Below are 24,900 nucleotides of genomic sequence, written 5' to 3' on the forward strand. Positions count from 1 at the left end.
AAAGTAGCCTGCGGATTTTTTCTCCCGCAGGCTTTTTCTTTATTAATTATTTTATGTTTTGATATTGTGCATGTAGAGCCTTAGTTATTATTAATCCCATAACAATATATATTTTTGTCATACTTCGTACATTGAGTTATATTGAAATAGGACTTATACTGTAGAAAGACAAAAATCGAAGGAGCGATGGCTAAATGCCTTTAAGTATATTTGGTTTCCGAGCTTTATGGAGCCCATGGTTTATATTGACAATTGTCGTGCTCGTCCTATTGTACTTTTTAATTACTATATTTTGGCGTGATCGGTTTAAAAATACCACACCTATTACAAGACGCGAGATCGTATACTTTCTAAGTGGAATGGTGCTTTTATATGTAATAAAAGGTTCACCCGTTGATTTGCTTGGTCATATTTTATTCTCTGTTCATATGATGCAAATGGCGTTACTCTTGCTTGTCGTTGCACCATTTTTAATTATGGGGATACCGAATTGGATATGGAAAAAAGTGTTTAGTATAAAGTTAGTGGATCGGGTCTTTAGATTTTTCACTAAACCGATTATTAGTTTAATGTTATTTACTTTTGCATTTTCAATTTATCATTATCCAATGGTTCTTGATAACGTGAAGATGAGCTTATTATTTCACTCCGTTTTTACAATTACACTATTTGCTTCCGCGATATTCTTGTGGTGGCCGGTTGTGAATACACTTGAGGATCAGCCAAAGCTTCATGGTTTGAAGAAGATTGGCTATGTTATTCTAAGTGCAATCTTAATTACGCCTGCTTGTACACTTATAATCTTTGCGGATGTCCCAGTATATGAAACGTATACTAGTGGAGAGGCCTGGTTAAAGGCCATGGCGCTTTGTGTGCCCGCTGGAACATTACAAGGGCTGTCTATATCTGGTCCGGAGCTATTCACGAATATGTCTAGCTTATATGATCAGCAGTTAGGTGGTATTCTGATGAAGGTTACGCAAGAACTTATTTACGTAGTTGTAATTGGTAAGGTTTTCTTTGCTTGGGCACAAGATGAGAGAAAGAATGCTGATGAAATTACTAGAAAAGATTTGCTTGAAAGACAAAACTTAACAATGTATAGTTAAGTACTTTACTTGTTGCAATGACTGTTGCAGTTCTTGGTGTAATCACAATTCGTGCAGATTTAAAGAATAATCTGAAACGGCATCGTAAATTAGAACCTATCACAAGTTTAATGTGGTTCCTTATTGTGATTACCGGGGGAGCTGTCTATTTACTTCTTTATGCTTTTCTATACTGGAGGAGAGACTACTTCAGTGATAAGAGCTATTCTTGGATATTAAAAAGATGCTTCCGTTAATTAGGTTGTACAATAAATGACGTTGGTGAAAGAAAATCCCCATCCCTTTAAAGGGAGATGAGGAGGATCTTCACTAACGTCATTTTTTATAAGTATATTGGATAAGGTAATCCTACTACCCGCCGGTTTCCGTTCCAAGCGTCCATCTGGAACGGAAAACAACGGGATACATGGAAGACTATATGAAAAAGGACTATCCTAAAAAATCAGCTTTACTGACTTCTTGGATAGCCCTACAATAACTAAGTTATGGTTGGCTATTATTCTTACCAACGTCATTTGACAAAGAACCGTTAATTACGGAAGCATCTTTTTATAATTTGAAATTTATTCGTATGATACCCACTTCGCGTGCTGTTGTAAATAAGATAACAACAAGTGGTCCAACGAAGAAACCGAGGAAGCCGATCAATTTTAAACCGATGAACATGGCGATTAGCGTAGGCAGTGGTTTTAAACCGATTTGTGACCCCATGACTTTTGGCTCGATTGTTCTTCGAATTATTAATAAGATGGCTGCTAACACAGCTAGTTGTGTTCCGCTAGAAATATCACCACTTAGGTAATAATAGATTGACCAGGGTGCGAGAACGATAATTGAACCTAGTATTGGAATAATGTCTATAATCCAAATGACAAGGGACATAACGATTGCATACTCAGGTTTAATAATGAGTAAACCAATAAATGTAACAGCTAATATTATTAAACTCACAAGAATTTGAGCTTTCATAAAACCTAATAAAATAGAGTTTAGTTTTGTTACCATAAAGCGGACTTTTTCTGCAGTTGTTTCAGTGAAATGATTGAACATATTCTTTTTGAGCTCTGGTAATTCAAGCATGAAAAGGAATAGAGCAATGGTGAAAACAATTAAGCTAACCAAAAAGTTAGGAACATTAGTGATAAGCGACATAATGTTTTCGTAATCCAAAAGGTCTAGAACAGCAACTCTCATTGAATCAAAAATTACTTTAAACTCAATTTGAATGGATTCAATAACATCGTGTGGTAAACTGTCTGTGTAAACAAATAGTTTATCTTGCATATCAATCCATTTACCTGATAATGTGTTAAAATAGCTTGGTGCAGCTATCGTAAAATCAATAATTTTTCCAATTAGCCGTGTGACAGTAAAATAAGCTAATGAGGTAATTAGTGCTAAAATAAAAATATATACTGATATGACAGCTAGCTTACGTTTCCATTTAAATTTTCTTTGGACTAGAAGAACTAAAGGATCAATAACTATTGCGGTAAGTAGTGCTACAATGATTGGTATTGATACCGGAATTATATAAATAAAAATTAGAATAGTGATGGCTGCAATTAATACAAGAATCATATTGCGTTTTGAAAACCACTTATTCATTGTTCATCTCTCCAAACTGATTGCTCGTTTATTAATTAATTTATTGAAGTTTAAAAAACCGGAGAACTATATGTTCTCCGATAGGACTAACAGTGTTATACTTTTTTTAAGTTATATTGTTTAAGCGCTTCGTTTACAGCTTTTAATGTTGCTTCGCAATCTTTTAAAAGACTTTTCGGGAAGTTTTCATTTTCGCCGTATTCAATACCGAACGGGTAGTAATACTTACCAACGACAGGCTTTTTAAGGTTCATGATTGCATCACGCGTATCAACGTCACCGTCAGTAGTGTATCCGAAAATACGTAAGTAGAACGTGTCATCTTTGATTAAATACTTTTTATCGTAAGTCACCCGTTCGTAATCCCATTGACCCCCACGTATTAGGTCATGTTTTAGCATAATGTCATCCAATATAAATAAGTCGGCAACAATATTTTCAATGCCTGTATCTTCAATATACATAATTCAAGTCCTCCTTCAATATATCAATTATCCAATTTTCTATACCTATCTATAATAGAACAATTCCACTATAGTTGCAATGACAACATTGTGTACGTAGTATTCAAATGTGTAAAAAAGTATTTATATGAAAGTAGGGAGTTTATTGAAGGTAGTAATAAGAATAGCATTCCTGCTTATAGTGGCTCTATTTATTGTTTATTATACAACTGATCATGTGAAAGAAAACAACCTTTTGGATGCGCCTGTGAAGCAAGGGTCGGCTGTACCGGTTCAAGAAAAAGGTGTGGGCGAGGTCATTTCGCAAACGTCACGACCAGCAAATGGTCTATCTACTTTCATCGGTAAGAGTACAGAAGAACTTTTAGCTGAGAAAGGTGAGCCGGATCGTATTGAGCCTTCAAGTTTTGGTTATGAATGGTGGATTTATGTAGGAGAAGAAAAGTTTATGGCTGGTATAACAGATGGTGCTTTTGTCAATCAGCTATACACGTCTGAGTTGGAAACTGATCTTACACCTTTTAAAATAGGGCAAGATATTGAAGATATTTATCGCTTTACAATTGTTGAATCTGAAATTAATGTTGAAATTGAAGACAATATTTACACATTCTCATTGAATAGTAATGATTTACAAACACGTCTTCTAATTGTATATAAAGGATTGTATGCACAGTTATATATTGATGGTAGTAGCGGTAAACTAGAAGGCGTAAGATTTATCGATCCAATAACACTTGTCCTTCATCAACCTTATGAAATGACGTTTATGGGGAAATTACTTGTGGCAGATTCACCATCTTCTACTAAACAAGTTGAAGTGGATCGTGCGGCTGAAAGACAAATTTTTGAGTTGACGAATTACTATAGAGGGAATCATAATGTTCCTGAACTCCAAAATGATTTAGCACTTGATGGCTTAGCTCAGGAGCATAGTAAAAGTCTTGCACTTGAAAGTTATTTATCAGAAGGCTCTGTTGAACCTGCTAGTCTTTCGGATAGATTAAAAGAAGGATTGGTCGAACAACGTAAAGCTGGTGAAAATATTGCTACTAACTATATCGATGCGATTGAAGCGGTGCACGGCTGGCATAATTCTGCCGCACACCGTAAAGTACTACTTAACGAAAGTTATACAAATTTAGGTGTTGGTGCATATGGAAATGTGTATACACAAATTTTTATATTAAAAAACGATGAATAGTATTAGTGAATTAGCTTATTACTAAAAAACCCATGTTCCTTCTTCTGTTCCAGTGATGCCTCTTATGTATAGAGGTATCGCTGTTTTTTTTGCGTACTGAGCTGCTCGCATTTGAATAATCGGATTATCGCACTCAAGGAGTTCTAGGAATTTCTCGAAAGATATTTTATCTATTTTAAGGCTATCTGGCATTACTGTAGGATCACCGGTCATAACTCCGGGGACATCTTTGTAAAACTCAGTGTGTGAAGCACCCAATGCTGATGCGAGTGCAATAGCTGTTAAGTCACTTCCTCCTCTACCAAGTGTCATGACATTTGAAAACTCATCCATTCCTTGAAAACCAGGAACTAAAATACAATTGACTTGATTTAGATGATTGATGATTGTCGTGGGGTCAATTCGAATAATTGAAGCATCGCCAAATTCACCTGCAGTTATTATTCCTGTTTGTTTACCGTGAAGTATTTTATTGTTCATTCCCGATTGATGCAACTCGGCAGACAACACGGAAGTCGCAATAAGTTCACCACATGAAGCGACAAGATCACTTGCTTGCGTTGATGGTGCGAATGATTTTGTTAGGTTAAGGAGACTGTCTGTTGCATATGGGTTTCCGAGTCGGCCCATTGCAGAGACTACTACGACTACTTTGCTGTATTTACTTACACCTTCCTTTATTTGCTTAATGCAATTTTCTCGCATTTCTTCATCTTGCATAGCTATTCCGCCAAACTTTTGGACGATCATAGGCGTTCCCAACTTTCTTCGTGTCGTTCTTTGCACCTTCTTCATACGATAATGTAAATCGTCGATTAATACTTGTTGAGAATTACTTACTGGTTAAGCTAATAATGAAGCATTACTATATGGGGGGAAAGAATCCCTTTAACACCGTATACAGAAGGTTCATTCTCAATATATTCGGCGGATGTAAAAATGTTCGGGAAGGGGATTTTGTTGCTACTTTTAACAGAATTAATTAAAGACTGGCCGTGTAGGGTTGTTGGAGAGGAATTTAGGGTGAAAATTACGGGTGTAACTGAAAACTCAAAAAATGTTAACGAAGGAAATATATTTGTTGCAAGATCTGGGAAAACAAATGATGGTTCAATGTATGTCAAAGAAGCGATCAAATATGGTGTTGCTGCGATTATTATTGATAAGCCACTTCTTGAGCCTGTTCCGAATCATATTCCAGTCGTAACTGTACCGGATTGCAGAATGTTTTTATCGCATGCGAGTGCTATTCTATCAGGGAATCCTTCAGAACGTTTGACGATAATTGCGATAACAGGTACGAACGGTAAGACGACAGTAAGTTATTTTATTGGACAATTATTGCAAAAACTTGGTGTGAAAACGGCAGTAATCGGAACGACCGGAGTCTTTATTGACGACGTTAAAATTGAGTTTAAGGTGCCAGATATGACAACGTTACCGGCACCGTATCTCCATTCTTTATTGAAAAGATGTGAAGAAGAAGGGGTCACTCATGTCGTACTTGAGGCATCGTCGCTTGGACTTTCGTCGTTTAGACTAGAACATTGTGCAATTGATATCGGAATTATCCTTAATGTTGGTTCAGATCATCATGATGAGCATGGGGGAAAAAAGGAATATATTGAAGCTAAAAAAAATCTTGTAAGATTGGCAAAGCAACTCGTCGTTAATAGCGATGACGCAGAGTGTGTACAAATGATGGTGTCTTCTTCAAAGCCGTGTACTTATTTTGGAACAAAACATGGAGCAGATGTATGTCTTAATCTTAGTGATCACAAGTTTATAGTTAAATCTGGGACGGAAGAAGGGGAATTAAAACTTTTAGTGCTAGGCGAATTTAATCGCATCAACGCGATTGCTGCAATTGGTGCATTACTTAGTCTAGGTTATTCTTTAGAAGAGCTCTTACCAATAATACCTTCACTAACCTTGCCAGAAGGAAGAATGCAACGTATTGAGCATGGCGGGATCACGGTTGTGATTGATTATGCACATTCACCTGACGCGCTTGAAGTGGTGCTCTTTTCGCTGAATATAGTATGTCAAAGAAGACTGTTGACGGTGTTTGGATGTGGCGGAAATCGGGATAAAGGAAAAAGGAGTGTGATGGGAGAGTTAGCTGTTTTATATTCATCATGTGTTTTTGTAACGTCTGATAATCCTCGTAATGAAGACCCTTTAACGATAATTCAGGAGGTCACTGAAGGTTTTGGTGAATCTTGTACAGCTATGATAGTGGAGCCAGATAGAAGGCGAGCGATAAAAAGTGCTATTGAATACGCTGCATCTGGAGATATCGTACTAATTGCTGGAAAAGGTCATGAAAAAACACAGCATACTGCAGAAGGTATTCTTCCTTTTTCGGATTTAGAAGAGGCGGAAAAAGCACTGATGGAAAAATTTCAAATATAGATATAGAGGAAGGCAATGTTTTTTCTGTATGGATTATATAAAGTCTGTTATGATGGTTATGATTGGAGGGGATAATAATATGATGATGACTGATGAATGGCTCACCATCATTGAGCAAGGAGAAGAGCTTACGGGATTCTTACTTTCTTCAGAAATGATGGATGAATACCGCAAGGCGCACGAAGCGGTTTATTCAGATGATGCACTAGTACAATCAATTAAAGAGTTCACGGAGATGAAGGAGCGTTATGAGGAAGTACAACGATTCGGACGCTATCATCCCGATTATAATATAGTAATGAAAAGCATTCGCTTACAGAAAAGAGAGCTTGACTTAAATGAACAGGTAGCTGCGCTAAGGCTGGCTGAAAATGAAGTACAGTATATCTATGATGAAGTTAGTACGATTATCGCCAATTCAGTGTCTGAGTCAGTTAAAGTACCACTTGGAAATGCATTCTTTGCTGACTCTTCATGCAGCAGCGGTTGTGGTACCGGTGGCGGATGTTCTTGTTCAGCTTAATTAAAAAATGCCCTATTTACCGAGTAAATCGGTGATAGGGCATTTTATTGAATAAAGTCTTCATTAGTTAGTTTGAAAAGCTGTCCTTTAGTCGATAATTGTTACAAAAGGACAGCTTTGATTTTATTCGCCAGCATAATCTTGAACAATTTTAATTGTAAGTGATGGTGAGTCTGTTATAAATCCAGCTGCACCTATTTTTAACAGTGAAATAATAGATTCCTTACTTTTTACATCTTCAAAATATACAGGCACATTTAGTTTTGTCAGGAATTTAATAAAACCCTCTGTACCGAGTGGGAAGATTCCGAATTTCTCTGGAATACGAAATAGGTCAGCGCCAGGCTTGTAAAGATGACCAAATTGACTTGTATAGGCAGCATAGGCTTTTTTTACTTCTTCATTGCTTGCGCCTGTTGCGATACGGCTTTGTGCATACAAATTAAACCGGTCAGTTTGCTCTTCGTATGTACTTGTTACCCCGATTCGGTCTTCAGCACCAAGCTCCTCAATAAGTCTCCAAAGCTTTGAAGGCATTAAACTCCCTTCGTAGGTATTTGGAGAATCTTTTAAATTTATAGTAATAAACATATGTGGGAAACTTTCAAGTAATTCTTGAAGAGACATTAAAGTTTCTCCTTTATCGCGATATGAAAGTTCTTTATTTTTATCCAAGTAATGGTAACCGGCATCCGCATTTTTTAATTCCGCTAACGTGAAGTCAGATACTTTACCAGCTAAGTTAGTTGTTCTATCAACAAATTCATCGTGAAAAACTACAATTTCTTCGTCCTTAGTTAGCCTGACATCAACTGCAAAGCCATGTACACCGAGCGTTGCGGAGTTCGTAAAGGCAGCAAGTGTATGTTCAGGTGCTTCTGAAAACCCACCACGATTAGCAAGAACGACAGGCTTTTCAAATTCAAGTGCTTTTTTACCAATGCGTGGAACAGGTTTAGCGACAACTTTCGAAGCTGCCCAAGCTGCAACACTAGCGGCACCAACGGTAAGAGCAACTTTTCTTTTTCTATCCATTAATGAATCCCCCTCATCTAAATTAATGTACTTCCCCCATTATAGGTTAAAAGTGTTACGCTGTCAGCTATAGATGTTGCAGCGCATTTCAGACATATGGTAAAGTAAAGATAAAGAAAAGAGGCGAAATCTATGGTTGATCGGCAAGGTGTAATCATTTATCTTCACCACTTGAGACAGGCCAAATCATTTAGAAAATTTGGTCATGTTCATTATATATCTAAAAAGATGAAATATGTCGTCCTTTATTGTAATGAAGTGGATGTTGAAACAGTTATTAGTCAAGTAGAGCGGTTACCGGCCGTGAAAAAAGTAATCCCTTCGTACAGACCTTTTCTGAAAACTGAGTATGAGAATGCAAAGCCTGATAAAGCGAAAGAGTATGATTATAAGGCAGGACTTTAAAATTCTCTAAATAACTGAATTAATTTCATAATGACCTTAACTTGCTACAACGAACAACATATTGTTCGAGAACGTTCTAACTCGACTATATGTTGTGGTGGTGTAGCAATAAAACACTATTATGAAATTGATTGAACTAAGTAGTAAAAGTAGTAATTGTTATTCTGGACGGAGGTGTGTATTTTGAATTTTTTTGCTAGAACGCTAATCCTATTAGTTATCGTCAATGGCTTACTACTTTATATGCATTACAATAGCTCGGGATTTGTAACGGCGAAAGATAATGACCACCTAACATATGCACAGGAAATTGAAGTTACGAATCGTGCTGATGGCTTATATATAAGACATCATTTTAGTAGGTTGTCAAATAGTAAGTACGAAATCATTTGGCCAGAATCAAGCACGAATCGTTCTTGCTATTTAGAGGAAACTAACGCTTGTTCAAGGTTAGATGATTCTTCTGCTTCATTTCAAGAAGGAGAAGAAGATAGGCAATCTATTATGTACTTCATTCCAAAAGAAGAACCGATGGTTGAGTCGACTTTATTTAAAAAGGTTTTCGCGACATTAGCTGATTCTGAGGCGACGTCGAATTTTCTACATTTATCTGATGAAATAGGTATTGGTGGATTATGGGTAAATGGACTTGAGCTGCTTGGTAACGAAGAAAGGCCCTTGATTAATTACTCTTTCTTTAGTGGTCATGGGGAGCTAACGGATCTTTATTGGCAAAAGAATTTACTTCCATCCATTTACGAGGGAGATAAGCTTTCAGTTTTCGGTACGGATACGAATTTAGAGGCGTTTGATAGAGCAGAAGCCGTATTGGAATCTATTGAAGCACCACACACGACCATTGTAGTGGATGCCAGTAGTACACCTGTTGTATCAAAGAGTTTTAAGGTTACTAATGAATTAGATGGCGATAAGATAGCTAATTCACTGATTGCTGATCAAGTTGGACAACGTTATTCTATTCCGCAAGAGGAGCAATTAACTGTGGAAGTTGTTGCGTCTCTTTTAAGTGGGAAATCAATTGGAATAGAAAAATCAACTATTACTTATGAAGCACTTGTTGATAATTTAACTAAGGAAGAACTTGAAAAATTAATTAGTAAGATTAGTGAAATGCAGGAGAAAACCGTTAGTGCGTCATTTTTGGATGAAGCGATTGAAGAAATAACAGGTTATAAAACTTCTTTTTTAATTAAAAATAATAATGATGCAGCAATTTTTCCGTTTTTACTTGAAGATACGCGTAAAGTTCATATAGACGGAGAAGAAAGTACAGATGTTGCAGTTATTATTAAAGATGGTAAAGTGCTATACCCAGCAACAAGAATAATGCGTGAGCTTGGATTCGATATTTCGTCAAACGAACAATCACTCTATATTGACGGAGTCGACAGAAGCTTCCGATTCCCTTTAAAAGAACCATTTTATGTTTATAACGATCGGAAATATAGCTTGAAATCAGTCCCGTTTGAACGAATTGGGGATGAATTTTACTTCGAAGAGGCACCACTCATTCGTATTTTCATCTTAGGTATAGAGAAAACGGCAGAGAAAATAGATATTATACCTAGAGTGAAGTTTGAAGGAGAGAAGACAATCAATTGAGAATTATTGCTGGGGATAGAAAAGGATTACATTTAAAGTCATTAAAAGGAACAGATACGCGTCCCACTTCAGATAAGGTTAAGGAATCATTATTTAACCGAATAGGACCTTATTTTAACGGTGGAGTCGTTGTAGAATTGTTTGGCGGCAGTGGGGCTCTTTCTCTTGAGGCTTTATCGCGGGGAGCAGATAAAGCGTTTATTTTTGAAAAGAGTAGCAAGGCAGTTGAAATTATTCGTTCAAATATTGAATTTTGTCGGTATACAGATGTTGTACATATACAGCGGACAGATGCGAGAAACGCTGTGAAGATAATGGAGAAGAATGGTCAATTAGTTGATTTATTATTAATAGATCCTCCTTATGCGGAGGAACAGTTTTATGAATTGGTACAAAGTTTCGTAGATGTAAACATTCTTTCGAGTAATGCAATAATTGTTTGTGAGCATGAGAAGCGAACCAATCTGCCAGAGGCGTATGGTTCGTATGTGAAAGTAAATTGTACGGTTTATGGGAACAGCGCAATTTCAATTTATAGAAAATGAGGTATTACGAATGTCGAAAACAGTGGTTGTACCGGGTAGTTTTGATCCATTAACGAATGGGCATCTAGATATAATAAAGCGTGCAGCAGCAGTTTTTGGTGATGTTAATGTCGTGATTTCAAATAATTCATCTAAAAAGTCTCTATTCACAGTTGAAGAACGTAAGAAGCTTATCGAAGAAGTAACTGTTGAAATCCCGAATGTGAAGGTTTTAACTTCTGAAGGTCTACTCGTCGATTTTGCAAAAAGTATTGGAGCAGCGGCAATTGTGCGTGGACTGCGAGCGGTTTCTGACTTTGAATATGAAATGCGAATTACTTCAATGAATCGTTTTTTGGATAAAGATATAGAAACATTTTTTATCATGACAAATAATCAATATTCCTTTCTCAGTTCAAGTATTGTAAAAGAAGTTGCGCAATACGGGGGAAATATTTCAGAACTTGTTCCTCGACAAGTTGAACTTGCGTTAAAAGAAAAGTTCTCATTGTGAAAAAAGGCTATCGTGAAGATTCTTCATGGTAGCCTCTTCAATTTTAAAGAATAAGGTAGAATATAACAGGTACCAAAATAAAGTTCCAAAGTCTTGCAAGAATGTAAGGTCGCAAGGAGATTCCAGCAGATTTTGAGATGACGACTACTTGCATGTGTATACTTAATCCATTTAAGGAAATGATAGCGGCGATGAGTAATGGGAAAATGGAAAGCTCACTAAAATTCATTGTTGCCGTCTGAATACCAGAGGTCATCTCAAAAATAGATAATGTAATTGTTTGGGAAGTACTTGCATCGACCGTGAAAATATGCGCAATACTTTTTGAGAGAACGGTTCCAAGCGACGAAAAAAAGATAACAGTTGTTGCGACTAGAATAATAATATTTGAACTTTCCTTTATAGCGGCAAGAAGTGGCATATCAATTACCTTTTTTTGAGGATCTACTTTTATCGGTTGTATTTCATTATTTAAATTAACAAAAATCAAAGATATTAGTAAGAAAGCAATATTTGCAATGTGAATTGCGATTAGTAACTTCCATCCCTTGCTAATATCGCCGAATAATTCAGTTCCAACAAATCCGATTATAAACATGGGACCAGGTGCATGGCAGGCTGCAAGAAGGAGTCCGCTTTGTTTATGGGAAATTTCTTCATTTTTTCTCATTTCAGAAACAGTTACAGCACCTACAGGGAATCCACCGAAAGAGCCAAGTACATAAGCTTTTAAGGAGCTTTTCCAAAGTGTTTTTTTCTTAGTAGATACATACATTTTTAATAGCCACTGCGTTAAAATAATGTAAGGTAGTAAATAAGGGAGTAGTGCATGGACGAATAGTTGTGCACCAGCTTCGGCTCCGTCGTGCGCAACGCCGGGCTGCAAGAGAAACAGTATAATTAGTCCCCAAATGATTAGAATATTAATCATATAGTTGACGCGACCAAACACTTCGCTCCTTTCGTTTTTTTAATTATTATTATATATATGTGAAAAAAGTACATGCTATTAATTATTGGAGGTGCAAAAAATGAATATGAAAAGGATTGGTTTTAGTACCATAGTATTAATCATACTCGCAGCGCTATTTATTTATCCATTGGATTCATATATTTCACAACCAGGAGGTGCTTATGACCTCGCACCCTTAGTTGAAGTACAAGGCGGCGATGAGGACGATGTTGGTACATTTAGTTTAATGACTATTTCATTATCGAAAGCAACTGTAGTAAGTTATTTGTTGTCTAAAGTGACTACAACCCGGAAGTTATTGCCGGCCGATAATGTTAGAAAGCCGGATGAAAATGATAAAGAATACAGTGTTAGACAAAAGAAAATGATGACTGATTCGCAATTTAATGCAATATCTGTTGCCTTTAAAAAAGCTGATTTATCTATTGAGGAAGAATACGATGGAATATTTGTTGTAAACGTATTAAAAGAAGGTGCGGCTGAAGGGTTATTAGAAGCGGGAGATAAAATCCGTTCTGTTAATGGAATTACATTGGAGAAGTCGGGAGATTTTTTTGATTTAATTGCAGACAAAGAAGTTGGCGAAGAAATTGACATGATTCTAGAAAGGGAAGAAAAATCTTTAGATGTTGTGATAAAACTGAAAGAAATACCTGGAAGTGACGGACAAGTAGGACTAGGCGTTCGATTCCAAGAGGATCGGACATTGATAACAGATCCCGAAGTCGAGATTCATACGGCTGATATTGGTGGGCCATCTGCCGGGTTAATGTTCACTTTAGAAATCATGAACCAACTTCTCGATGTAGATATGACAAAAGGTTATAACATTGCCGGTACAGGTGAGATGTTAGAGGACGGTACTGTTGGTAGAATTGGCGGTGCGGACTTTAAAATTATAGCTGCGGACCGTGATGATGTGGAAATATTTTTTGCGCCAAATGATGATTTACCTGCAGAAGTACTTGCTAAAAACCCACATTTAGAAACAAATTACGAAGAAGCGGTAAGAATGGCAAAAAAAATAGGAACGAAAATGAAAATCGTTCCAGTCAAAACAGTTGATGATGCACTTGAGTATTTGGTAAAGTTAGAGCCAAAGTGAAGAAATAGATCTTTATCCATAGGAGGCCACTGAAAAACGTTCCTTGGATAAAGCTCAATTAATAATAATTGGCGATGTTTTGTAATCGGCTCCTATTTTAGAAGGAGTATTTACGAGCGCATACATATCTGCTGCGTGAATATCCATTTGAAGCGATTCATTAGAAAAGTTTGCTACTTTACTAACCAGTGGTAATCCAAATCGTTTTTTATTTTTATTTAAATAAAATTGACCAGCTTCAGTCATGCCGAGAAGACGTAAATAGCTAGGTGCAGGAATTGCAAGACGTTGTTCATAAGTAAATCCGGTGAAAATATGCGTCAGCATACGTTGGATACGTGTCCAAGTGTAACGTTTAGATTTCACCTCGCGCATAAACCCTTCAAAAGTAGAGTTGTTTTTAGCGGCACGGTAGAAAAGATGTTCTATACCTTCCGAAATATCGGCAATTGTGGAGAGGCGTTCGGGACCTTCTCTAATAATTGTATATCTAAGCAGAAGATAAAAATTTGACCAATTTCCAAATGAAGCGTTGTTCGTTTGCCAACTGCTTAATACTTCAGTTGTAGTACTTGGCATAAAGCTGCACACTGACTCAAGGTTATCAGAATTAAAAAAAGAATTTCTAATACCAGTAGCGCTAGCAATTTTGCTTCCTACTACGACATCATCATGGTAATTAGCGCCCATTCTTGGAATTGTGAAGGCGTTCATATCCGAATCAATGGCTTGTGCAGCCTGGATATAATGGTACCCCAAAATATTGTTTGGTTTTGTTAAGTCTACTGTCGGTTGACTGCTAGCGCTCAAGTCGCTGATAGATCGATACGCTTCGTTTAGCGCTTTTGGGTAACTCAGGCCGCGACTCATAGATTCGCTCGCTATTCGCTCGTAGGTGTCTTTGTGAAGCTTGATTAGCTCTGTGCTATTTTGAAAAGGTTTTATTTCTCCTTCTTCACTTCCAAAACAAAATGCCTGACACCTTGCAGCATCTAGGACTTGTATTGCTCCTTTAGCAAATGAAGGTGCATGAGCTGTTGCAAATGCATACGGTAGTTCAAAGACCAAGTCGATGCCACCCTGAAGTGCCATCTTCGTTCTAGCCCATTTATCAATAAATGCTGGTTCACCGCGCTGTAGGAAGTTTCCGCTCATGACGGCAATCAAAACGTCAGCATTTGTAACTTTTTTAGCTTTTTGCGCGTGGTAAATATGTCCGTTATGAAATGGATTATATTCAACAATTAGTCCTGTTGCTTTCAAAGTCGTCACTCCTTTGTTATACTATATACTAATTATACTGATGCGGTTTGTGATGTGACAAGAAAATATCTTGACATCCCTTTTCACCCATTATATAATCAAGAATGTTGTCTTGAGGTGATCGACATGAAATGGTCAATCAATCAATTGCAGAGATACAGGCAAGGGGATATGCCGATTGATGAAATGGTAAACCTTGATTCCGTTATGAAACGGCATGAAGAAATCCGTGCAATCGCGCCTATCCACGTAACCGGAAGTTGTAAAATCGGCACAAGTGAACTTACTTGTCGATTCCGGCTTGAAGGAACGATGACCTTACCTTGTGCCCGAACGTGGGAAGATGTCAAATTTCCATTTGTCATCGAATCTGTAGAACGATTCAGTTTGGATGGCGTGGCTATTGAGACAGAAGATGAAATCCGTCAAATTGACGGAGATTTTGTTGATTTAACCCCCGTATTTGAGGAGCTAATACTTCTCGAAATTCCACTTCAAATTTACAGCGAAGATGCTGAAAATGTGAATCGGATTGATGGAAAAGGTTGGTCTTATTCGACCGACGAGATTTACAATGCTCGGCTCCAAGAAGAAAAAGAAACAAAAGTGGATCCGAGGCTTGCCGCATTGGCAAACTTGTTTGATAAGAAAGACGAATAAGTAATTCGTTTAAGGAGGTGCCCCAGATGGCTGTACCAAAAAGAAGAACGTCCAAAACAGTAACAAAAAAACGCCGTACACATTTTAAATTACAAGTTCCAGGAATGACAACTTGCGATAACTGTGGCGAAACTAAATTAATGCACCACATTTGTAAATCATGTGGTCATTACAAAGGTAAAGAAATTATAAGCGAATAATCTAGATTTGCTTATATTAAAGGTTCCGAGAGTCCATGGCTCTTGGGGCCTTTTTTCTGTATAATAATATATTGAGAACGAATAGACGAAAGGAAGGTAATAAATTGTCATACCTAATCTCGGTTGATAGGGAAATAGCTACATTTACGATTGATAGACCTGAAAGACGAAATGCTATTAACTATGCAGTTATGGATGGTCTGGAGTTATTTATAAATAAGGTAGTAGACGATGAAGAGATATCGTATGCCGTAATTACTGGGGCAGGTGACCGTGCATTTTGTTCAGGTGGGGATCTGTCTGAATTTCATGCATTCCGTACAGCTGATGAGGCGTTTCCGATGTTAAGTAGGATGTCTGGCCTGTTATACCGACTCGCTACACTACCTATACCAGTTATTGCACTTATAAACGGCACAGCAATTGGTGGTGGTTGCGAAATTGCGACTGCATGTGATTACCGCGTGATGTCACGCGATGCTAAGGCTGGATTCGTTCAAGGTTCATTAGCGATTACAACAGGATGGGGAGGCGCAACTTTATTATTTGAAAAAGATGGAAAACATGATAGAGTGTTTCGTCTATTATCTGAAGCGGCTGTTCACACGGCAGATGATATGTTGCAGAATGAATGGGCAACGGAACTTTTTGAGGGTACACCTAAAGAGGGCCTGAATAATTTTCTCGAAAAGATGGCAAACATCCATCCGTCAGTTCATAAAGCTTATAAAAGCGTTGCGTTGCGTAAATGGACAGCGGATTTTATGAGAGATAGAATGTTAGAGGAATCCCGTAATTGCTCAATTTTGTGGGAAAGTGAAGCGCATCATAAAGCTGTGGAACAATTTCTTAGCGCAAAATAAAATAATATGTGTCAATGAGTAAGCGAGTTCTGAATTAAATAAAAACAATGATTATTATAAAGAAAGCTTGAAACCGGTTTCATATATCGTATAGACTAATAGGGAATGGAAGAATTCATTTTCATATAGCTAAGGGGGAAAACATATGAAAAAAATACTTATTGCGAACCGTGGGGAGATTGCACGACGAATAATAATTACGTGTAAACGTCTAAATATACAGACGATCGCAATTTATTCAGAAGCTGATAAAGATATGCCTTTTGTAAAAGAAGCGGATGAAGCTTATTTAATTGGACCTTCGCCAGTCCAGCAATCCTATTTAAAGATGAATGATATAATAGAGCTTGCTTTACGAGTTGGTGCAGACGCAATTCATCCAGGTTATGGTTTATTATCGGAAAATGCTGAATTTGCTCGTTTAACTGAGGAAGCTGGTATTCTATTTATTGGTCCAGACGCTGATATAATCCGTAAAATGGGCGATAAAATTGAAGCTAGATTGACTATGAAAGCAGCAGGAGTTCCGGTTGTACCTGGAACAGATGAAGGTGTTTCTACCTTGCTTGAGGCTGTTGAGGCGGCTACTAAAATTGGTTACCCAGTCATGTTAAAGGCGAGTGCTGGGGGCGGCGGGGTAGGTATGATACGCTGTGAGGATGAGCAAGCGCTCAGTCAACAGTTTGAATCTGTAAAAAGTAGAGCCAAAATGTATTTTGGAAATGATATTGTTTTTCTTGAGAAGTTTATTACATCTGCTAGACATATTGAAGTTCAAATTTTTGGAGATAAAAAAGGGAATATCGTGCACTTATTCGAAAGAAATTGCTCTGTACAGCGTAGAAATCAAAAAGTGATTGAGGAATCTCCATCACCGGATTTAACTGAAAGTGCAAGGCAACAATTATATGTTGCAGCTATTGATGCAGCGAAGGCTGTTAATTATACAAATGCTGGAACAGTTGAATTTATTGTTGATGAGAATGAAAAGATTTACTTTCTTGAAATGAATACGAGGTTACAAGTAGAGCATCCCGTAACTGAAGAGGTAACAGGCTTTGATTTGGTTGAATGGCAAATTGAAGTAGCTAGAGGTAAGGAACTACCAGTGACTAATCAAGATGATATAATATTGGATGGCTACGCAATTGAGTTCAGAGTATATGCGGAGGATCCTGTTACGTTTATGCCGTCACCAGGAACGATTTCTAAGCTTAATTGGGGTAACTTAGAAGGCGTGAGAGTGGATGATGGATATGCTTTGAATGGTCAAGTCACACCGTTCTATGATCCGTTAATTTCAAAAGTTATTGTTCACGGCACTTCAAGAGATGAAGCGATTGAAAAGGCTAAAGTATTTTTTTCAGACGTCGAAGTCGAGGGGATAAAATCAAATATTCCTTTATTTATAAACTTTTTAGAAGATGAGTGTTTCCGAACAGGTAATTATACAACTGAAGTGTTGACTGAATGGTCGAAAAAACGAAAAGAGGAGCAATTAAAATGACACAAATTAAATCAACGATGGCTGGAACGGTTTTTACTGTTAACGTGGCGGTAGGCGAAGAGGTAACAGCTGGACAAGTTATAATGGTGCTAGAATCAATGAAGATGGAAATTCCTATAGAGGCAGAAACTGCTGGGAAAGTATCTGCAATCAATGCACAAGTTGGCGATTTTGTTAATGAACACGATTTACTCATAACGCTAGGGGAATAATTAGCTAATTTAATTATCGGGGGTGTAAGGGAATGGTTGAGAAAAAAGCATATAATGAACTACTTGAAGAAAAAATAAAAGAAGTATACGCAGGTGGACACGCGAAGTACCACGAACGCCAAAAAGAACAAAATAAGCTATTCGTTAGAGATCGTCTTGAACTACTTTTTGACGACGGTGCTTATACAGAAGACGGTCGCTTTGCAAATTATGAAGCGGGTGATCTTCCGGCTGACGGTGTTGTGACGGCTATGGGGAAAGTGAATGGTCAAACTGTTTGTGTCATGGCGAATGATTCAACTGTAAAAGCAGGTTCGTGGGGGGCGAAAACAGTTGAGAAGATTATTCGGATTCAGGAAATAGCTGAGAAGAATCGCGTGCCTATGATCTATTTAGTTGATTCAGCCGGTGCTAGAATAACTGATCAACTTGACATGTTTCCGAATCGTCGTGGTGCCGGTAAGATATTCCATAACCAAGTGAGATTATCTGGTTTTATTCCACAAATATGTATATTATTTGGTCCTTCAGCTGCTGGCGGGGCTTACATTCCAGCATTTTGCGATATTGTGATAATGGTTGAAGGTAACGCTTCGATGTATTTAGGGTCTCCGCGTATGGCGGAAAAAGTAATTGGCGAAAAAGTAACGCTCGAACAAATGGGTGGAGCTCGCATGCATTGTTCTGTAAGTGGTTGTGGAGATGTTCTGGCAGTAAACGAAGAGGAAGCAATTAAAGAAGCTCGCCGTTATCTTGCTTATTTTCCAGCTAACTTTACAGAAAAACCCGCTTTGAAAGAAACAGTTGCGGCGAAGGTAGGGCGAACGTTAGAAGAAATAATTCCGGAAAATCAAAATGCGCCGTTTGATATGTATGAAGCGATTGATGCGTTAATAGATGAAGGTAGTTTCTTTGATGTGAAGAAATTGTTTGCGTCTGAAATTATTACTGGACTTGCACGCATTGAAGGACAAACTGTTGGAATTATCGCCAATCAACCGAGAGTAAAAGGCGGCGTTCTCTTCATTGATTCGGCTGATAAAGCGACAAAATTCATTAATTTATGTGATGCGTTTTCAATTCCGCTTCTATTCTTGGCAGATGTGCCTGGTTTCATGATTGGGACAAGTGTGGAGCGTGCGGGAATTATTCGTCACGGTGCAAAACTTATTATGGCTATGAGTTCAGCTACAGTGCCGAAGATTTCCGTAATTGTTCGAAAAGCATATGGAGCTGGGTTATATGCGATGGCAGGACCTGCATTTGAACCTGATGTCTGTATAGCGCTTCCGACCGCACAAATCGCTGTAATGGGTCCTGAAGCTGCGGTAAACGCTGTCTATTCAAATCACATTGAAGCAATAGAGGATCCTAAAGAGAAGCTTGCGTTTGTTCAACAAAAGCATAAAGAATACACAGAAGAGATAGATATTTATAAAATGGCGTCTGAACTTATAATCGATGAAATTGTATCGCCGTCTAGTTTGCGCGAAGTACTTGCGGATCGATTTAGACTATACAGTACTAAAGAGCTTCCGCAACCACCGCGTAAGCATCCTGTTTATCCTGTATGATAACAATAAATGTACTTCATTCTAGAAGTGTAATCGTTCTGTAATAAGTTCTCCACAGGATTAAAAACTTATAGTTTCCTAAAAATATAAAAAAAGGCTCGCTTTTTTGCGAGCCTTTTGTATTGGAGGTAATTGCGATCAAGGGTGTTATTATTGCGGGAGCAGGTTCAGTCGGTTTGTTGCTCGCTTCATTTTTAGCAGAGAAAGGAATAGAAGTGACGATGCTTGTAAGGAGAAAGGAGCAGGCTTCGCTCATTTCAGAAAAAGGCATTGTTCGTGAAAATGTTGATGGAACTAAAACAGTTACACGAGTAAATGCAGTAACAGATTTTTCTGAATTACCTCTTGAAAGTTTATGGATTTTAGCTGTTAAGTCCTTTAATGTTCCAAAGCTGCTTCTACTTATGGCTGAAAAAAATGTAACTTCACCTGTATTATTTATTCAAAATGGAATTGGCCATTTTGTGCTTGCGAATCAGACAAGTTTACCGCATCTGGCATTTGCCACAGTTGAACACGGTGCATTACGTACTGATGATCGAACAGTTATTCATAATGGCGTTGGGATGTTAATGATTGGAGCTGGTAGAGGCGATGCAACACGGTTCGATTTATTGGAAGCGACTCATTCAGACAGCTTTCCGGTGAAAAGGCATTGTAATGCAGAGCATATTTTAATGAGGAAAGCGCTAATAAATTGTATGATTAATCCTCTTACAGCGATATTACAAGTGGAAAATGGTGAACTTTTAACAAATACATACTGCCGAGTGTTGTTTGAAGAATTATATGAAGAGTTAATGGCTGCTTTTCCAGAGATGATTTCTGAAATTACACTCGAATCAGCACGTATGGTTTGTAAGAACACAGCGAGAAATCGCTCGTCAATGCTAATAGATCGTGAAATGGGACGCCAAATGGAAATTGATACGATTGTGACATCGGTTATAGCTAAAGCAAATAAAAATAATAAAGCTTTACCGCTACTTTTTATGTTGGAAAAAATGCTTTATGCGCTTCAAGAAAAAAGGGAATTATAATGGTAGGTACAATGTTTTCCGTTATGTTTGCTACGGTTATCTTATTTCCGTTCTTAGTATCATTTCTAGCATTTTTACTATTAAAGAAAAAAGGTAAAAGGCCGATATCGGTTCTTGGGACTACCGCTGATTTAACAACACCATTTTTGTTTATTTCTGTCTATATTGTAACTCGTACTGTATTCGACATAGAAATCTTTTATTTGATGATCACATTTACTTTAATTACGACAATCGCCTATGCGATATTTGAGAGAATTAAAGATAAAGAGTTCCGAATTATTCGTTTACTAAGAAGAGTGTGGCGTCTGTTGTTTATCGTATTGGCAATTGTTTATATATTTTTATTAATCGGTGGAGTCTTACTGAAAATAATTGATTATATTAGCGTACCAATTTAGCTTTTCAAGCATTTACTTTTCAATCAAGGAACTTGAAATGCTATACTTCATTGAGAAAAGTAAAAAGGAGCATGGGAAATGGAATTGGAACTTAAGGCTTTGCCTGAACAAAACAAACTAATGCAATCCTACAATAATAATAATGATTTTGTACATACTTATTTTGATTATAAAAATAGTGAACTTTCATTTCCAAAAAGAATAGCGGAACTTAATGAGCGTACATTTAAACGGGAAGAATTGGCTAAGACGATTCAATCATTTATGGAGCCATTTGGGATTTCTGATAAAGCTGCAAGCCATATTGAAGAGCTTAGAAGTGATGCAGTTACTGTAATTGGTGGACAACAAGCCGGAATATTAACAGGTCCAATGTATTCAGTGCATAAAGCCATTACTGTTATATTACTTGCCAAAAAACAGCGTGAAGCACTTGATATACCAGTTGTGCCTGTTTTTTGGATAGCAGGTGAAGATCATGATTTAAATGAAATTAATCATGTTTATACTGAAACTGCTGGGAAACTAACAAAGGAACAAATTCGAGAAAAGTTTGTACTAAAATTAATGGCTTCGGATGCTGTGTATAACCAAGAGGAGCTTGCGGAGTTCGTTAAAGACGTATTCATCAAATACGGTGAAACAGCTTATACTAAAGAGCTTTTGGAAGATGTACTGGGTACAGTTGTTAAGGAGAAAACTTTCACTGGTTTTTTCGTCAGACTGATGAACGGACTTTTTGCGGAAGAAGGATTGCTATTTATTGATTCTGCTTATAAACCATTAAGAGAACTTGAAAGTGATTATTTCTGTAAACTTATAAATAATTCGTCATCAATTGCTGAAGTTATTGTTCGGAAAGAAACTCTGTTTGATAATGAAGGGTTTGGTCGTCCGATTGAAGCACAAGATAATGCGGCGAATTTATTTTATATACATGAAACTGGACGAGTTTTACTGACTAGAAGAAATGATAATTTTGTAAATGATAACGCTGGATTACGCTTTACTGAAGAGGAGCTATTGTATATTGCTAAAAACAATCCCTCCCTTTTGAGTAATAACGTTGCATCTAGACCACTTATGCAAGATCTAGTATTTCCGGTACTTGCATTCGTTGGTGGGCCCGGAGAAATTGCGTATTGGAGTCTGTTGAAAGAAGCATTTCATATATTAGATATGAAAATGCCGATTATTGTTCCGAGAATGTCTTTAACACTTGTATCTAGACGTACGGCTAAATCATTGAATAAATTGTCTTTTTCTGTTGATGACGTAATGTCGGGAAAAGTAGCTGTTTCAAAAAAAGCGTTTATAGAAGGATTGCGTAATGAAAAATTTCTTTCTGCTGTCAGTGAAGCGGAAAAAACTTTAATTGTAGAGTATGAAAAAATCGGACTTTTTGTTGAAGAAAATGAGAAAATGATGCAATCTGTGTTGCAAAAGAATCTTGCTTTCCATAGAGAGCAGTTTGACTACTTGAAAGAAAAAGACAATGAGGCATTACGCTTGAAACATGAGGTGGCTATTCGTAATTTTAGTGGAATTGAAATTGAGTTATATCCAGAGGGAACTTTCCAGGAAAGAATTTATACGCCTTATAAGTATTTGAATAGTTATGGACCGACGTTAATAAAGGATATGCTGGAATTACCTTTAGAAATCGATGGTACACATAAGATAATCTATCTTTAAACTTGAAAAAATAGCATCCACACAGGCATTTACAGTGCTTGTGTGGATGTTTTTTTATTTTGTTATTAGTTATAAATATCTAAGTACTAAAGGCACATTTTAAGTGAAATTAAGTAGTAATTTTATTTATGGTGGAGGAATGTGGGGGGATGTGGTACATTTACTTTATATAGTGGGGTGAAGAGTATGTTCATGGGAGAATATCAGCACACTGTTGATGCAAAAGGTCGTCTTATCGTTCCTTCTAAATTTAGAGAGTATCTTGGCGACGGATTTGTGTTGACACGTGGTTTGGACAACTGTCTCTTCGGTTACCCTATGAATGAATGGAAAGTACTCGAAGAAAAACTTAAAGCACTACCAGTGACGAAGAAAGACGCACGTGCGTTTACAAGGTTTTTCTTTTCCGGTGCCACTGAAGTTGAACTAGACAAGCAAGGTCGTATTAATATCCCTACATCTCTACTACAGTACGCGAAGGTTGAAAAAGATTGTGTTGTTATCGGAGTTTCAGGTCGTATAGAGATTTGGTCTAAAACGCTTTGGGACGATTATTACGATGAATCCGAGCAGTCTTTTAATGATATAGCAGAAAATATTATCGATTTTGATTTTTAAAAAGTGTTTATTAATGAAAGAAGGCTGATTCATTTGTTCAATCATACAACAGTGCTCTTGCACGAGGCTGTCAACGGGTTAAATATAAAAGAAGACGGTGTCTATGTTGATTGTACGCTTGGTGGGGCTGGACATAGTAAAGAAATCGCACAACAACTTTCGGGGAATGGCAGATTGATTTGTTTTGACCAAGACGCCCAGGCAATTGAGGTAGCGAAAGAGCGATTGAAAGAATATCTACCGCAAATAACGTTTATTCATGCTAATTTTAGATATATAAAGGAAGAGCTTCATAAAATCGGTATCGCGTCTGTAGATGGCATACTTTATGACCTTGGCGTTTCATCCCCACAATTGGATACACCAGAACGCGGATTTAGTTACAATCATGACGCTCCATTGGATATGCGAATGGATACAGAAGCATCATTAACTGCTTACGAAGTAATAAACAAGTGGAAGTATGAAGATTTAGTAAGAATCTTCTTTCGTTACGGGGAAGAGAAATTCTCAAAAGGTATTGCACGTAAAATTGAAAGAGCAAGAGAAGAGTCGCCAATTGAAACGACAGCAGAACTTGCAGAACTTATAAAAAGTGGTATTCCAGCCGCGACAAGAAGAACGGGCGGTCATCCTGCAAGAAGAGTATTTCAAGCAGTGCGAATCGCTGTTAATGATGAGCTAGGTGCAGCCGAGGAGTCACTAACGGATGCAATTACACTATTAAATCCGCTAGGCCGAATTAGCGTAATTACATTCCATTCACTAGAAGATAAATTATGCAAAGCAATCTTTAAAGAAGCTTCTTCATACCCAGAATTACCCAGAAATTTGCCGGTTATCCCTGAAGGAATGAAGCCTATTTTAAATTTAATAAATAAGAAACCTATTATTCCAACTGAAATAGAAGTATTAGAAAATAAAAGAGCGAGATCTGCTAAATTAAGAATCGCCGAAAAAAGCTAAGGGGGAAGTTGAAAAATGGCATTAGAACAGAGGAAAATGGTATCAACACAAGTGCAAGAACAAGAAATGCATGAACTTCCAAAACAAAAAACCAAAACTTTACGTACCCGTAAATACTTATCGTTCGGGGAAAAGACTCTAATCGTGCTATTTACAGCAATCCTCGTGCTCTTCTCATCTACGATCTTACATACGGAAAGCCAGTTAAACGATATGAATAGAGAAGTGCAAACGATTAGTAACAAGATTAACGATACAAAAAAACAAAATACTGAATTGTCCATCCAAGTGCGCGAAAATTCCACATATGAAAAGGTATGGGAAAAAGCAAAGGCGCTAGGCTTAAACCTTAACGATAAAAACGTGAAGGTAGTTCCTGGGCGATGAAGAGAAGATTTC

The 24,900-nt window shown here is 37.4% G+C and carries 28 protein-coding genes; 22 read left to right on the forward strand and 6 right to left on the reverse strand.

Going from position 1 to position 24,900, the window contains the following annotated elements; genetic code table 11:
* Positions 1-194: 194 nt before the first annotated feature.
* Both ctaG and AC3RV6_RS04300 read left to right on the forward strand, forming a co-directional pair.
* Complete coding sequence (gene ctaG, locus AC3RV6_RS04295) at positions 195-1,109, forward strand: cytochrome c oxidase assembly factor CtaG (RefSeq protein WP_489748223.1); 915 nt, start codon at positions 195-197, stop codon at positions 1,107-1,109.
* Positions 1,110-1,126: 17 nt separating this feature from the next.
* Complete coding sequence (locus AC3RV6_RS04300; protein ID WP_489748224.1) at positions 1,127-1,345, forward strand: DUF420 domain-containing protein; 219 nt, start codon at positions 1,127-1,129, stop codon at positions 1,343-1,345.
* Between the two features lie 313 nt (positions 1,346-1,658).
* Here AC3RV6_RS04300 and ytvI read toward each other — a convergent pair whose 3' ends face one another.
* Complete coding sequence (gene ytvI, locus AC3RV6_RS04305; RefSeq protein ID WP_489748225.1) at positions 1,659-2,717, reverse strand: sporulation integral membrane protein YtvI; 1,059 nt, start codon at positions 2,715-2,717, stop codon at positions 1,659-1,661.
* Between the two features lie 95 nt (positions 2,718-2,812).
* On the reverse strand, positions 2,813-3,181 hold the full coding sequence (locus AC3RV6_RS04310; protein WP_489748226.1) for a YugN family protein: 369 nt from the start codon (positions 3,179-3,181) through the stop codon (positions 2,813-2,815).
* A 145-nt stretch (positions 3,182-3,326) separates the two neighbouring features.
* Here AC3RV6_RS04310 and AC3RV6_RS04315 point away from each other — a divergent pair, with 145 nt between their 5' ends.
* Positions 3,327-4,385, forward strand: a complete 1,059-nt coding sequence (locus tag AC3RV6_RS04315; protein WP_489748227.1) for a CAP domain-containing protein — start codon at positions 3,327-3,329, stop codon at positions 4,383-4,385.
* A gap of 21 nt (positions 4,386-4,406) precedes the next feature.
* Here the strand turns inward: AC3RV6_RS04315 and AC3RV6_RS04320 are convergent, their stop codons facing one another.
* A complete protein-coding gene (locus tag AC3RV6_RS04320) occupies positions 4,407-5,135 on the reverse strand; it encodes an amino acid kinase family protein (protein ID WP_489748228.1) in 729 nt (242 codons plus the stop codon).
* 189 nt (positions 5,136-5,324) lie between these two features.
* Here AC3RV6_RS04320 and AC3RV6_RS04325 point away from each other — a divergent pair, with 189 nt between their 5' ends.
* On the forward strand, positions 5,325-6,800 hold the full coding sequence (locus tag AC3RV6_RS04325) for a UDP-N-acetylmuramoyl-L-alanyl-D-glutamate--2,6-diaminopimelate ligase (protein ID WP_489748229.1): 1,476 nt from the start codon (positions 5,325-5,327) through the stop codon (positions 6,798-6,800).
* Positions 6,801-6,879: 79 nt separating this feature from the next.
* Complete coding sequence (locus AC3RV6_RS04330; RefSeq protein ID WP_489748230.1) at positions 6,880-7,323, forward strand: YlbF/YmcA family competence regulator; 444 nt, start codon at positions 6,880-6,882, stop codon at positions 7,321-7,323.
* A 123-nt stretch (positions 7,324-7,446) separates the two neighbouring features.
* Here the strand turns inward: AC3RV6_RS04330 and AC3RV6_RS04335 are convergent, their stop codons facing one another.
* Positions 7,447-8,358: a glycerophosphodiester phosphodiesterase family protein gene (locus tag AC3RV6_RS04335; protein WP_489748231.1), complete on the reverse strand. Its 912-nt coding sequence runs from the start codon at positions 8,356-8,358 to the stop codon at positions 7,447-7,449.
* A gap of 132 nt (positions 8,359-8,490) precedes the next feature.
* Here AC3RV6_RS04335 and AC3RV6_RS04340 point away from each other — a divergent pair, with 132 nt between their 5' ends.
* The 4 genes from AC3RV6_RS04340 to coaD all read left to right on the forward strand — a co-directional run bounded on the left by AC3RV6_RS04340 (position 8,491) and on the right by coaD (position 11,424).
* Positions 8,491-8,763 carry a YlbG family protein gene (locus AC3RV6_RS04340; RefSeq protein ID WP_489748232.1) on the forward strand — a complete coding sequence of 91 codons (273 nt, stop codon included), beginning with the start codon at positions 8,491-8,493 and terminating at the stop codon, positions 8,761-8,763.
* Positions 8,764-8,946: 183 nt separating this feature from the next.
* Positions 8,947-10,386 carry a hypothetical protein gene (locus AC3RV6_RS04345; RefSeq protein ID WP_489748233.1) on the forward strand — a complete coding sequence of 480 codons (1,440 nt, stop codon included), beginning with the start codon at positions 8,947-8,949 and terminating at the stop codon, positions 10,384-10,386.
* The gene (rsmD, locus tag AC3RV6_RS04350; RefSeq protein ID WP_489748234.1) at positions 10,383-10,931 is read left to right on the forward strand and encodes a 16S rRNA (guanine(966)-N(2))-methyltransferase RsmD; all 549 of its coding nucleotides are present in this window, start codon (positions 10,383-10,385) and stop codon (positions 10,929-10,931) included. The genes AC3RV6_RS04345 and rsmD overlap by 4 nt, the downstream gene beginning before the upstream one ends.
* Positions 10,932-10,941: 10 nt before the next feature.
* On the forward strand, positions 10,942-11,424 hold the full coding sequence (gene coaD / locus AC3RV6_RS04355; protein ID WP_489748235.1) for a pantetheine-phosphate adenylyltransferase: 483 nt from the start codon (positions 10,942-10,944) through the stop codon (positions 11,422-11,424).
* A gap of 43 nt (positions 11,425-11,467) precedes the next feature.
* Here coaD and AC3RV6_RS04360 read toward each other — a convergent pair whose 3' ends face one another.
* A complete protein-coding gene (locus AC3RV6_RS04360; protein ID WP_489748236.1) occupies positions 11,468-12,355 on the reverse strand; it encodes a hypothetical protein in 888 nt (295 codons plus the stop codon).
* Between the two features lie 100 nt (positions 12,356-12,455).
* On the opposite strand from AC3RV6_RS04360, the gene AC3RV6_RS04365 reads away from it, so the two are divergent.
* Positions 12,456-13,502: a SepM family pheromone-processing serine protease gene (locus tag AC3RV6_RS04365; RefSeq protein WP_489748237.1), complete on the forward strand. Its 1,047-nt coding sequence runs from the start codon at positions 12,456-12,458 to the stop codon at positions 13,500-13,502.
* A 54-nt stretch (positions 13,503-13,556) separates the two neighbouring features.
* On the opposite strand, the gene AC3RV6_RS04370 is transcribed toward AC3RV6_RS04365, so the two are convergent.
* On the reverse strand, positions 13,557-14,774 hold the full coding sequence (locus tag AC3RV6_RS04370) for a nucleotidyltransferase (protein ID WP_489748238.1): 1,218 nt from the start codon (positions 14,772-14,774) through the stop codon (positions 13,557-13,559).
* Between the two features lie 117 nt (positions 14,775-14,891).
* On the opposite strand from AC3RV6_RS04370, the gene AC3RV6_RS04375 reads away from it, so the two are divergent.
* The 12 genes from AC3RV6_RS04375 (at position 14,892) to ftsL (ending at position 24,888) form a co-directional block, all read left to right on the forward strand.
* Positions 14,892-15,425, forward strand: coding sequence for a YceD family protein (locus AC3RV6_RS04375; RefSeq protein WP_489748239.1), 534 nt, complete (start codon positions 14,892-14,894; stop codon positions 15,423-15,425).
* A 26-nt stretch (positions 15,426-15,451) separates the two neighbouring features.
* Positions 15,452-15,625 (forward strand): 50S ribosomal protein L32, encoded by a 174-nt coding sequence (gene rpmF / locus AC3RV6_RS04380; protein WP_489748240.1) that lies wholly within the window; start codon positions 15,452-15,454, stop codon positions 15,623-15,625.
* 104 nt (positions 15,626-15,729) lie between these two features.
* Positions 15,730-16,488 carry an enoyl-CoA hydratase/isomerase family protein gene (locus tag AC3RV6_RS04385; protein WP_489748241.1) on the forward strand — a complete coding sequence of 253 codons (759 nt, stop codon included), beginning with the start codon at positions 15,730-15,732 and terminating at the stop codon, positions 16,486-16,488.
* A 145-nt stretch (positions 16,489-16,633) separates the two neighbouring features.
* Positions 16,634-17,995, forward strand: a complete 1,362-nt coding sequence (locus AC3RV6_RS04390; protein ID WP_489748242.1) for an acetyl-CoA carboxylase biotin carboxylase subunit — start codon at positions 16,634-16,636, stop codon at positions 17,993-17,995.
* Complete coding sequence (locus tag AC3RV6_RS04395) at positions 17,992-18,207, forward strand: acyl-CoA carboxylase biotin carboxyl carrier protein subunit (protein ID WP_489748243.1); 216 nt, start codon at positions 17,992-17,994, stop codon at positions 18,205-18,207. Before AC3RV6_RS04390 ends, AC3RV6_RS04395 begins: the two co-directional genes overlap by 4 nt.
* A gap of 32 nt (positions 18,208-18,239) precedes the next feature.
* The gene (locus tag AC3RV6_RS04400; protein ID WP_489748244.1) at positions 18,240-19,781 is read left to right on the forward strand and encodes an acyl-CoA carboxylase subunit beta; all 1,542 of its coding nucleotides are present in this window, start codon (positions 18,240-18,242) and stop codon (positions 19,779-19,781) included.
* 122 nt (positions 19,782-19,903) lie between these two features.
* Positions 19,904-20,821 carry a ketopantoate reductase family protein gene (locus tag AC3RV6_RS04405; protein ID WP_489748245.1) on the forward strand — a complete coding sequence of 306 codons (918 nt, stop codon included), beginning with the start codon at positions 19,904-19,906 and terminating at the stop codon, positions 20,819-20,821.
* On the forward strand, positions 20,821-21,222 hold the full coding sequence (locus AC3RV6_RS04410; RefSeq protein ID WP_489748246.1) for a DUF3397 family protein: 402 nt from the start codon (positions 20,821-20,823) through the stop codon (positions 21,220-21,222). The genes AC3RV6_RS04405 and AC3RV6_RS04410 overlap by 1 nt, the downstream gene beginning before the upstream one ends.
* 78 nt (positions 21,223-21,300) lie before the next feature.
* Complete coding sequence (gene bshC, locus AC3RV6_RS04415; protein ID WP_489748247.1) at positions 21,301-22,917, forward strand: bacillithiol biosynthesis cysteine-adding enzyme BshC; 1,617 nt, start codon at positions 21,301-21,303, stop codon at positions 22,915-22,917.
* Positions 22,918-23,103: 186 nt separating this feature from the next.
* The gene (gene mraZ / locus AC3RV6_RS04420; protein WP_489748248.1) at positions 23,104-23,535 is read left to right on the forward strand and encodes a division/cell wall cluster transcriptional repressor MraZ; all 432 of its coding nucleotides are present in this window, start codon (positions 23,104-23,106) and stop codon (positions 23,533-23,535) included.
* A gap of 33 nt (positions 23,536-23,568) precedes the next feature.
* The gene (gene rsmH, locus AC3RV6_RS04425) at positions 23,569-24,501 is read left to right on the forward strand and encodes a 16S rRNA (cytosine(1402)-N(4))-methyltransferase RsmH (protein ID WP_489748249.1); all 933 of its coding nucleotides are present in this window, start codon (positions 23,569-23,571) and stop codon (positions 24,499-24,501) included.
* Between the two features lie 15 nt (positions 24,502-24,516).
* Complete coding sequence (ftsL, locus tag AC3RV6_RS04430; RefSeq protein ID WP_489748250.1) at positions 24,517-24,888, forward strand: cell division protein FtsL; 372 nt, start codon at positions 24,517-24,519, stop codon at positions 24,886-24,888.
* Positions 24,889-24,900: the final 12 nt, after the last annotated feature.

Source organism: Sporosarcina sp. So3-204, from assembly GCF_058068165.1.

What these genes read in the sequence shown, in the direction of transcription:
- ctaG (WP_489748223.1), top strand. Translation starts at nt 195, where the DNA reads ATGCCTTTAAGTATATTTGGTTTCCGAGCTTTATGGAGCCCATGGTTT.
- AC3RV6_RS04300 (WP_489748224.1), top strand. Translation starts at nt 1,127, where the DNA reads ATGACTGTTGCAGTTCTTGGTGTAATCACAATTCGTGCAGATTTAAAG.
- ytvI (WP_489748225.1), bottom strand. Translation starts at nt 2,717, where the DNA reads ATGAATAAGTGGTTTTCAAAACGCAATATGATTCTTGTATTAATTGCA.
- AC3RV6_RS04310 (WP_489748226.1), bottom strand. Translation starts at nt 3,181, where the DNA reads ATGTATATTGAAGATACAGGCATTGAAAATATTGTTGCCGACTTATTT.
- AC3RV6_RS04320 (WP_489748228.1), bottom strand. Translation starts at nt 5,135, where the DNA reads ATGATCGTCCAAAAGTTTGGCGGAATAGCTATGCAAGATGAAGAAATG.
- AC3RV6_RS04325 (WP_489748229.1), top strand. Translation starts at nt 5,325, where the DNA reads ATGTTCGGGAAGGGGATTTTGTTGCTACTTTTAACAGAATTAATTAAA.
- AC3RV6_RS04330 (WP_489748230.1), top strand. Translation starts at nt 6,880, where the DNA reads ATGATGATGACTGATGAATGGCTCACCATCATTGAGCAAGGAGAAGAG.
- AC3RV6_RS04335 (WP_489748231.1), bottom strand. Translation starts at nt 8,358, where the DNA reads ATGGATAGAAAAAGAAAAGTTGCTCTTACCGTTGGTGCCGCTAGTGTT.
- AC3RV6_RS04340 (WP_489748232.1), top strand. Translation starts at nt 8,491, where the DNA reads ATGGTTGATCGGCAAGGTGTAATCATTTATCTTCACCACTTGAGACAG.
- coaD (WP_489748235.1), top strand. Translation starts at nt 10,942, where the DNA reads ATGTCGAAAACAGTGGTTGTACCGGGTAGTTTTGATCCATTAACGAAT.
- AC3RV6_RS04360 (WP_489748236.1), bottom strand. Translation starts at nt 12,355, where the DNA reads ATGATTAATATTCTAATCATTTGGGGACTAATTATACTGTTTCTCTTG.
- AC3RV6_RS04365 (WP_489748237.1), top strand. Translation starts at nt 12,456, where the DNA reads ATGAATATGAAAAGGATTGGTTTTAGTACCATAGTATTAATCATACTC.
- AC3RV6_RS04375 (WP_489748239.1), top strand. Translation starts at nt 14,892, where the DNA reads ATGAAATGGTCAATCAATCAATTGCAGAGATACAGGCAAGGGGATATG.
- rpmF (WP_489748240.1), top strand. Translation starts at nt 15,452, where the DNA reads ATGGCTGTACCAAAAAGAAGAACGTCCAAAACAGTAACAAAAAAACGC.
- AC3RV6_RS04390 (WP_489748242.1), top strand. Translation starts at nt 16,634, where the DNA reads ATGAAAAAAATACTTATTGCGAACCGTGGGGAGATTGCACGACGAATA.
- AC3RV6_RS04395 (WP_489748243.1), top strand. Translation starts at nt 17,992, where the DNA reads ATGACACAAATTAAATCAACGATGGCTGGAACGGTTTTTACTGTTAAC.
- AC3RV6_RS04400 (WP_489748244.1), top strand. Translation starts at nt 18,240, where the DNA reads ATGGTTGAGAAAAAAGCATATAATGAACTACTTGAAGAAAAAATAAAA.
- AC3RV6_RS04410 (WP_489748246.1), top strand. Translation starts at nt 20,821, where the DNA reads ATGGTAGGTACAATGTTTTCCGTTATGTTTGCTACGGTTATCTTATTT.
- bshC (WP_489748247.1), top strand. Translation starts at nt 21,301, where the DNA reads ATGGAATTGGAACTTAAGGCTTTGCCTGAACAAAACAAACTAATGCAA.
- mraZ (WP_489748248.1), top strand. Translation starts at nt 23,104, where the DNA reads ATGTTCATGGGAGAATATCAGCACACTGTTGATGCAAAAGGTCGTCTT.
- ftsL (WP_489748250.1), top strand. Translation starts at nt 24,517, where the DNA reads ATGGCATTAGAACAGAGGAAAATGGTATCAACACAAGTGCAAGAACAA.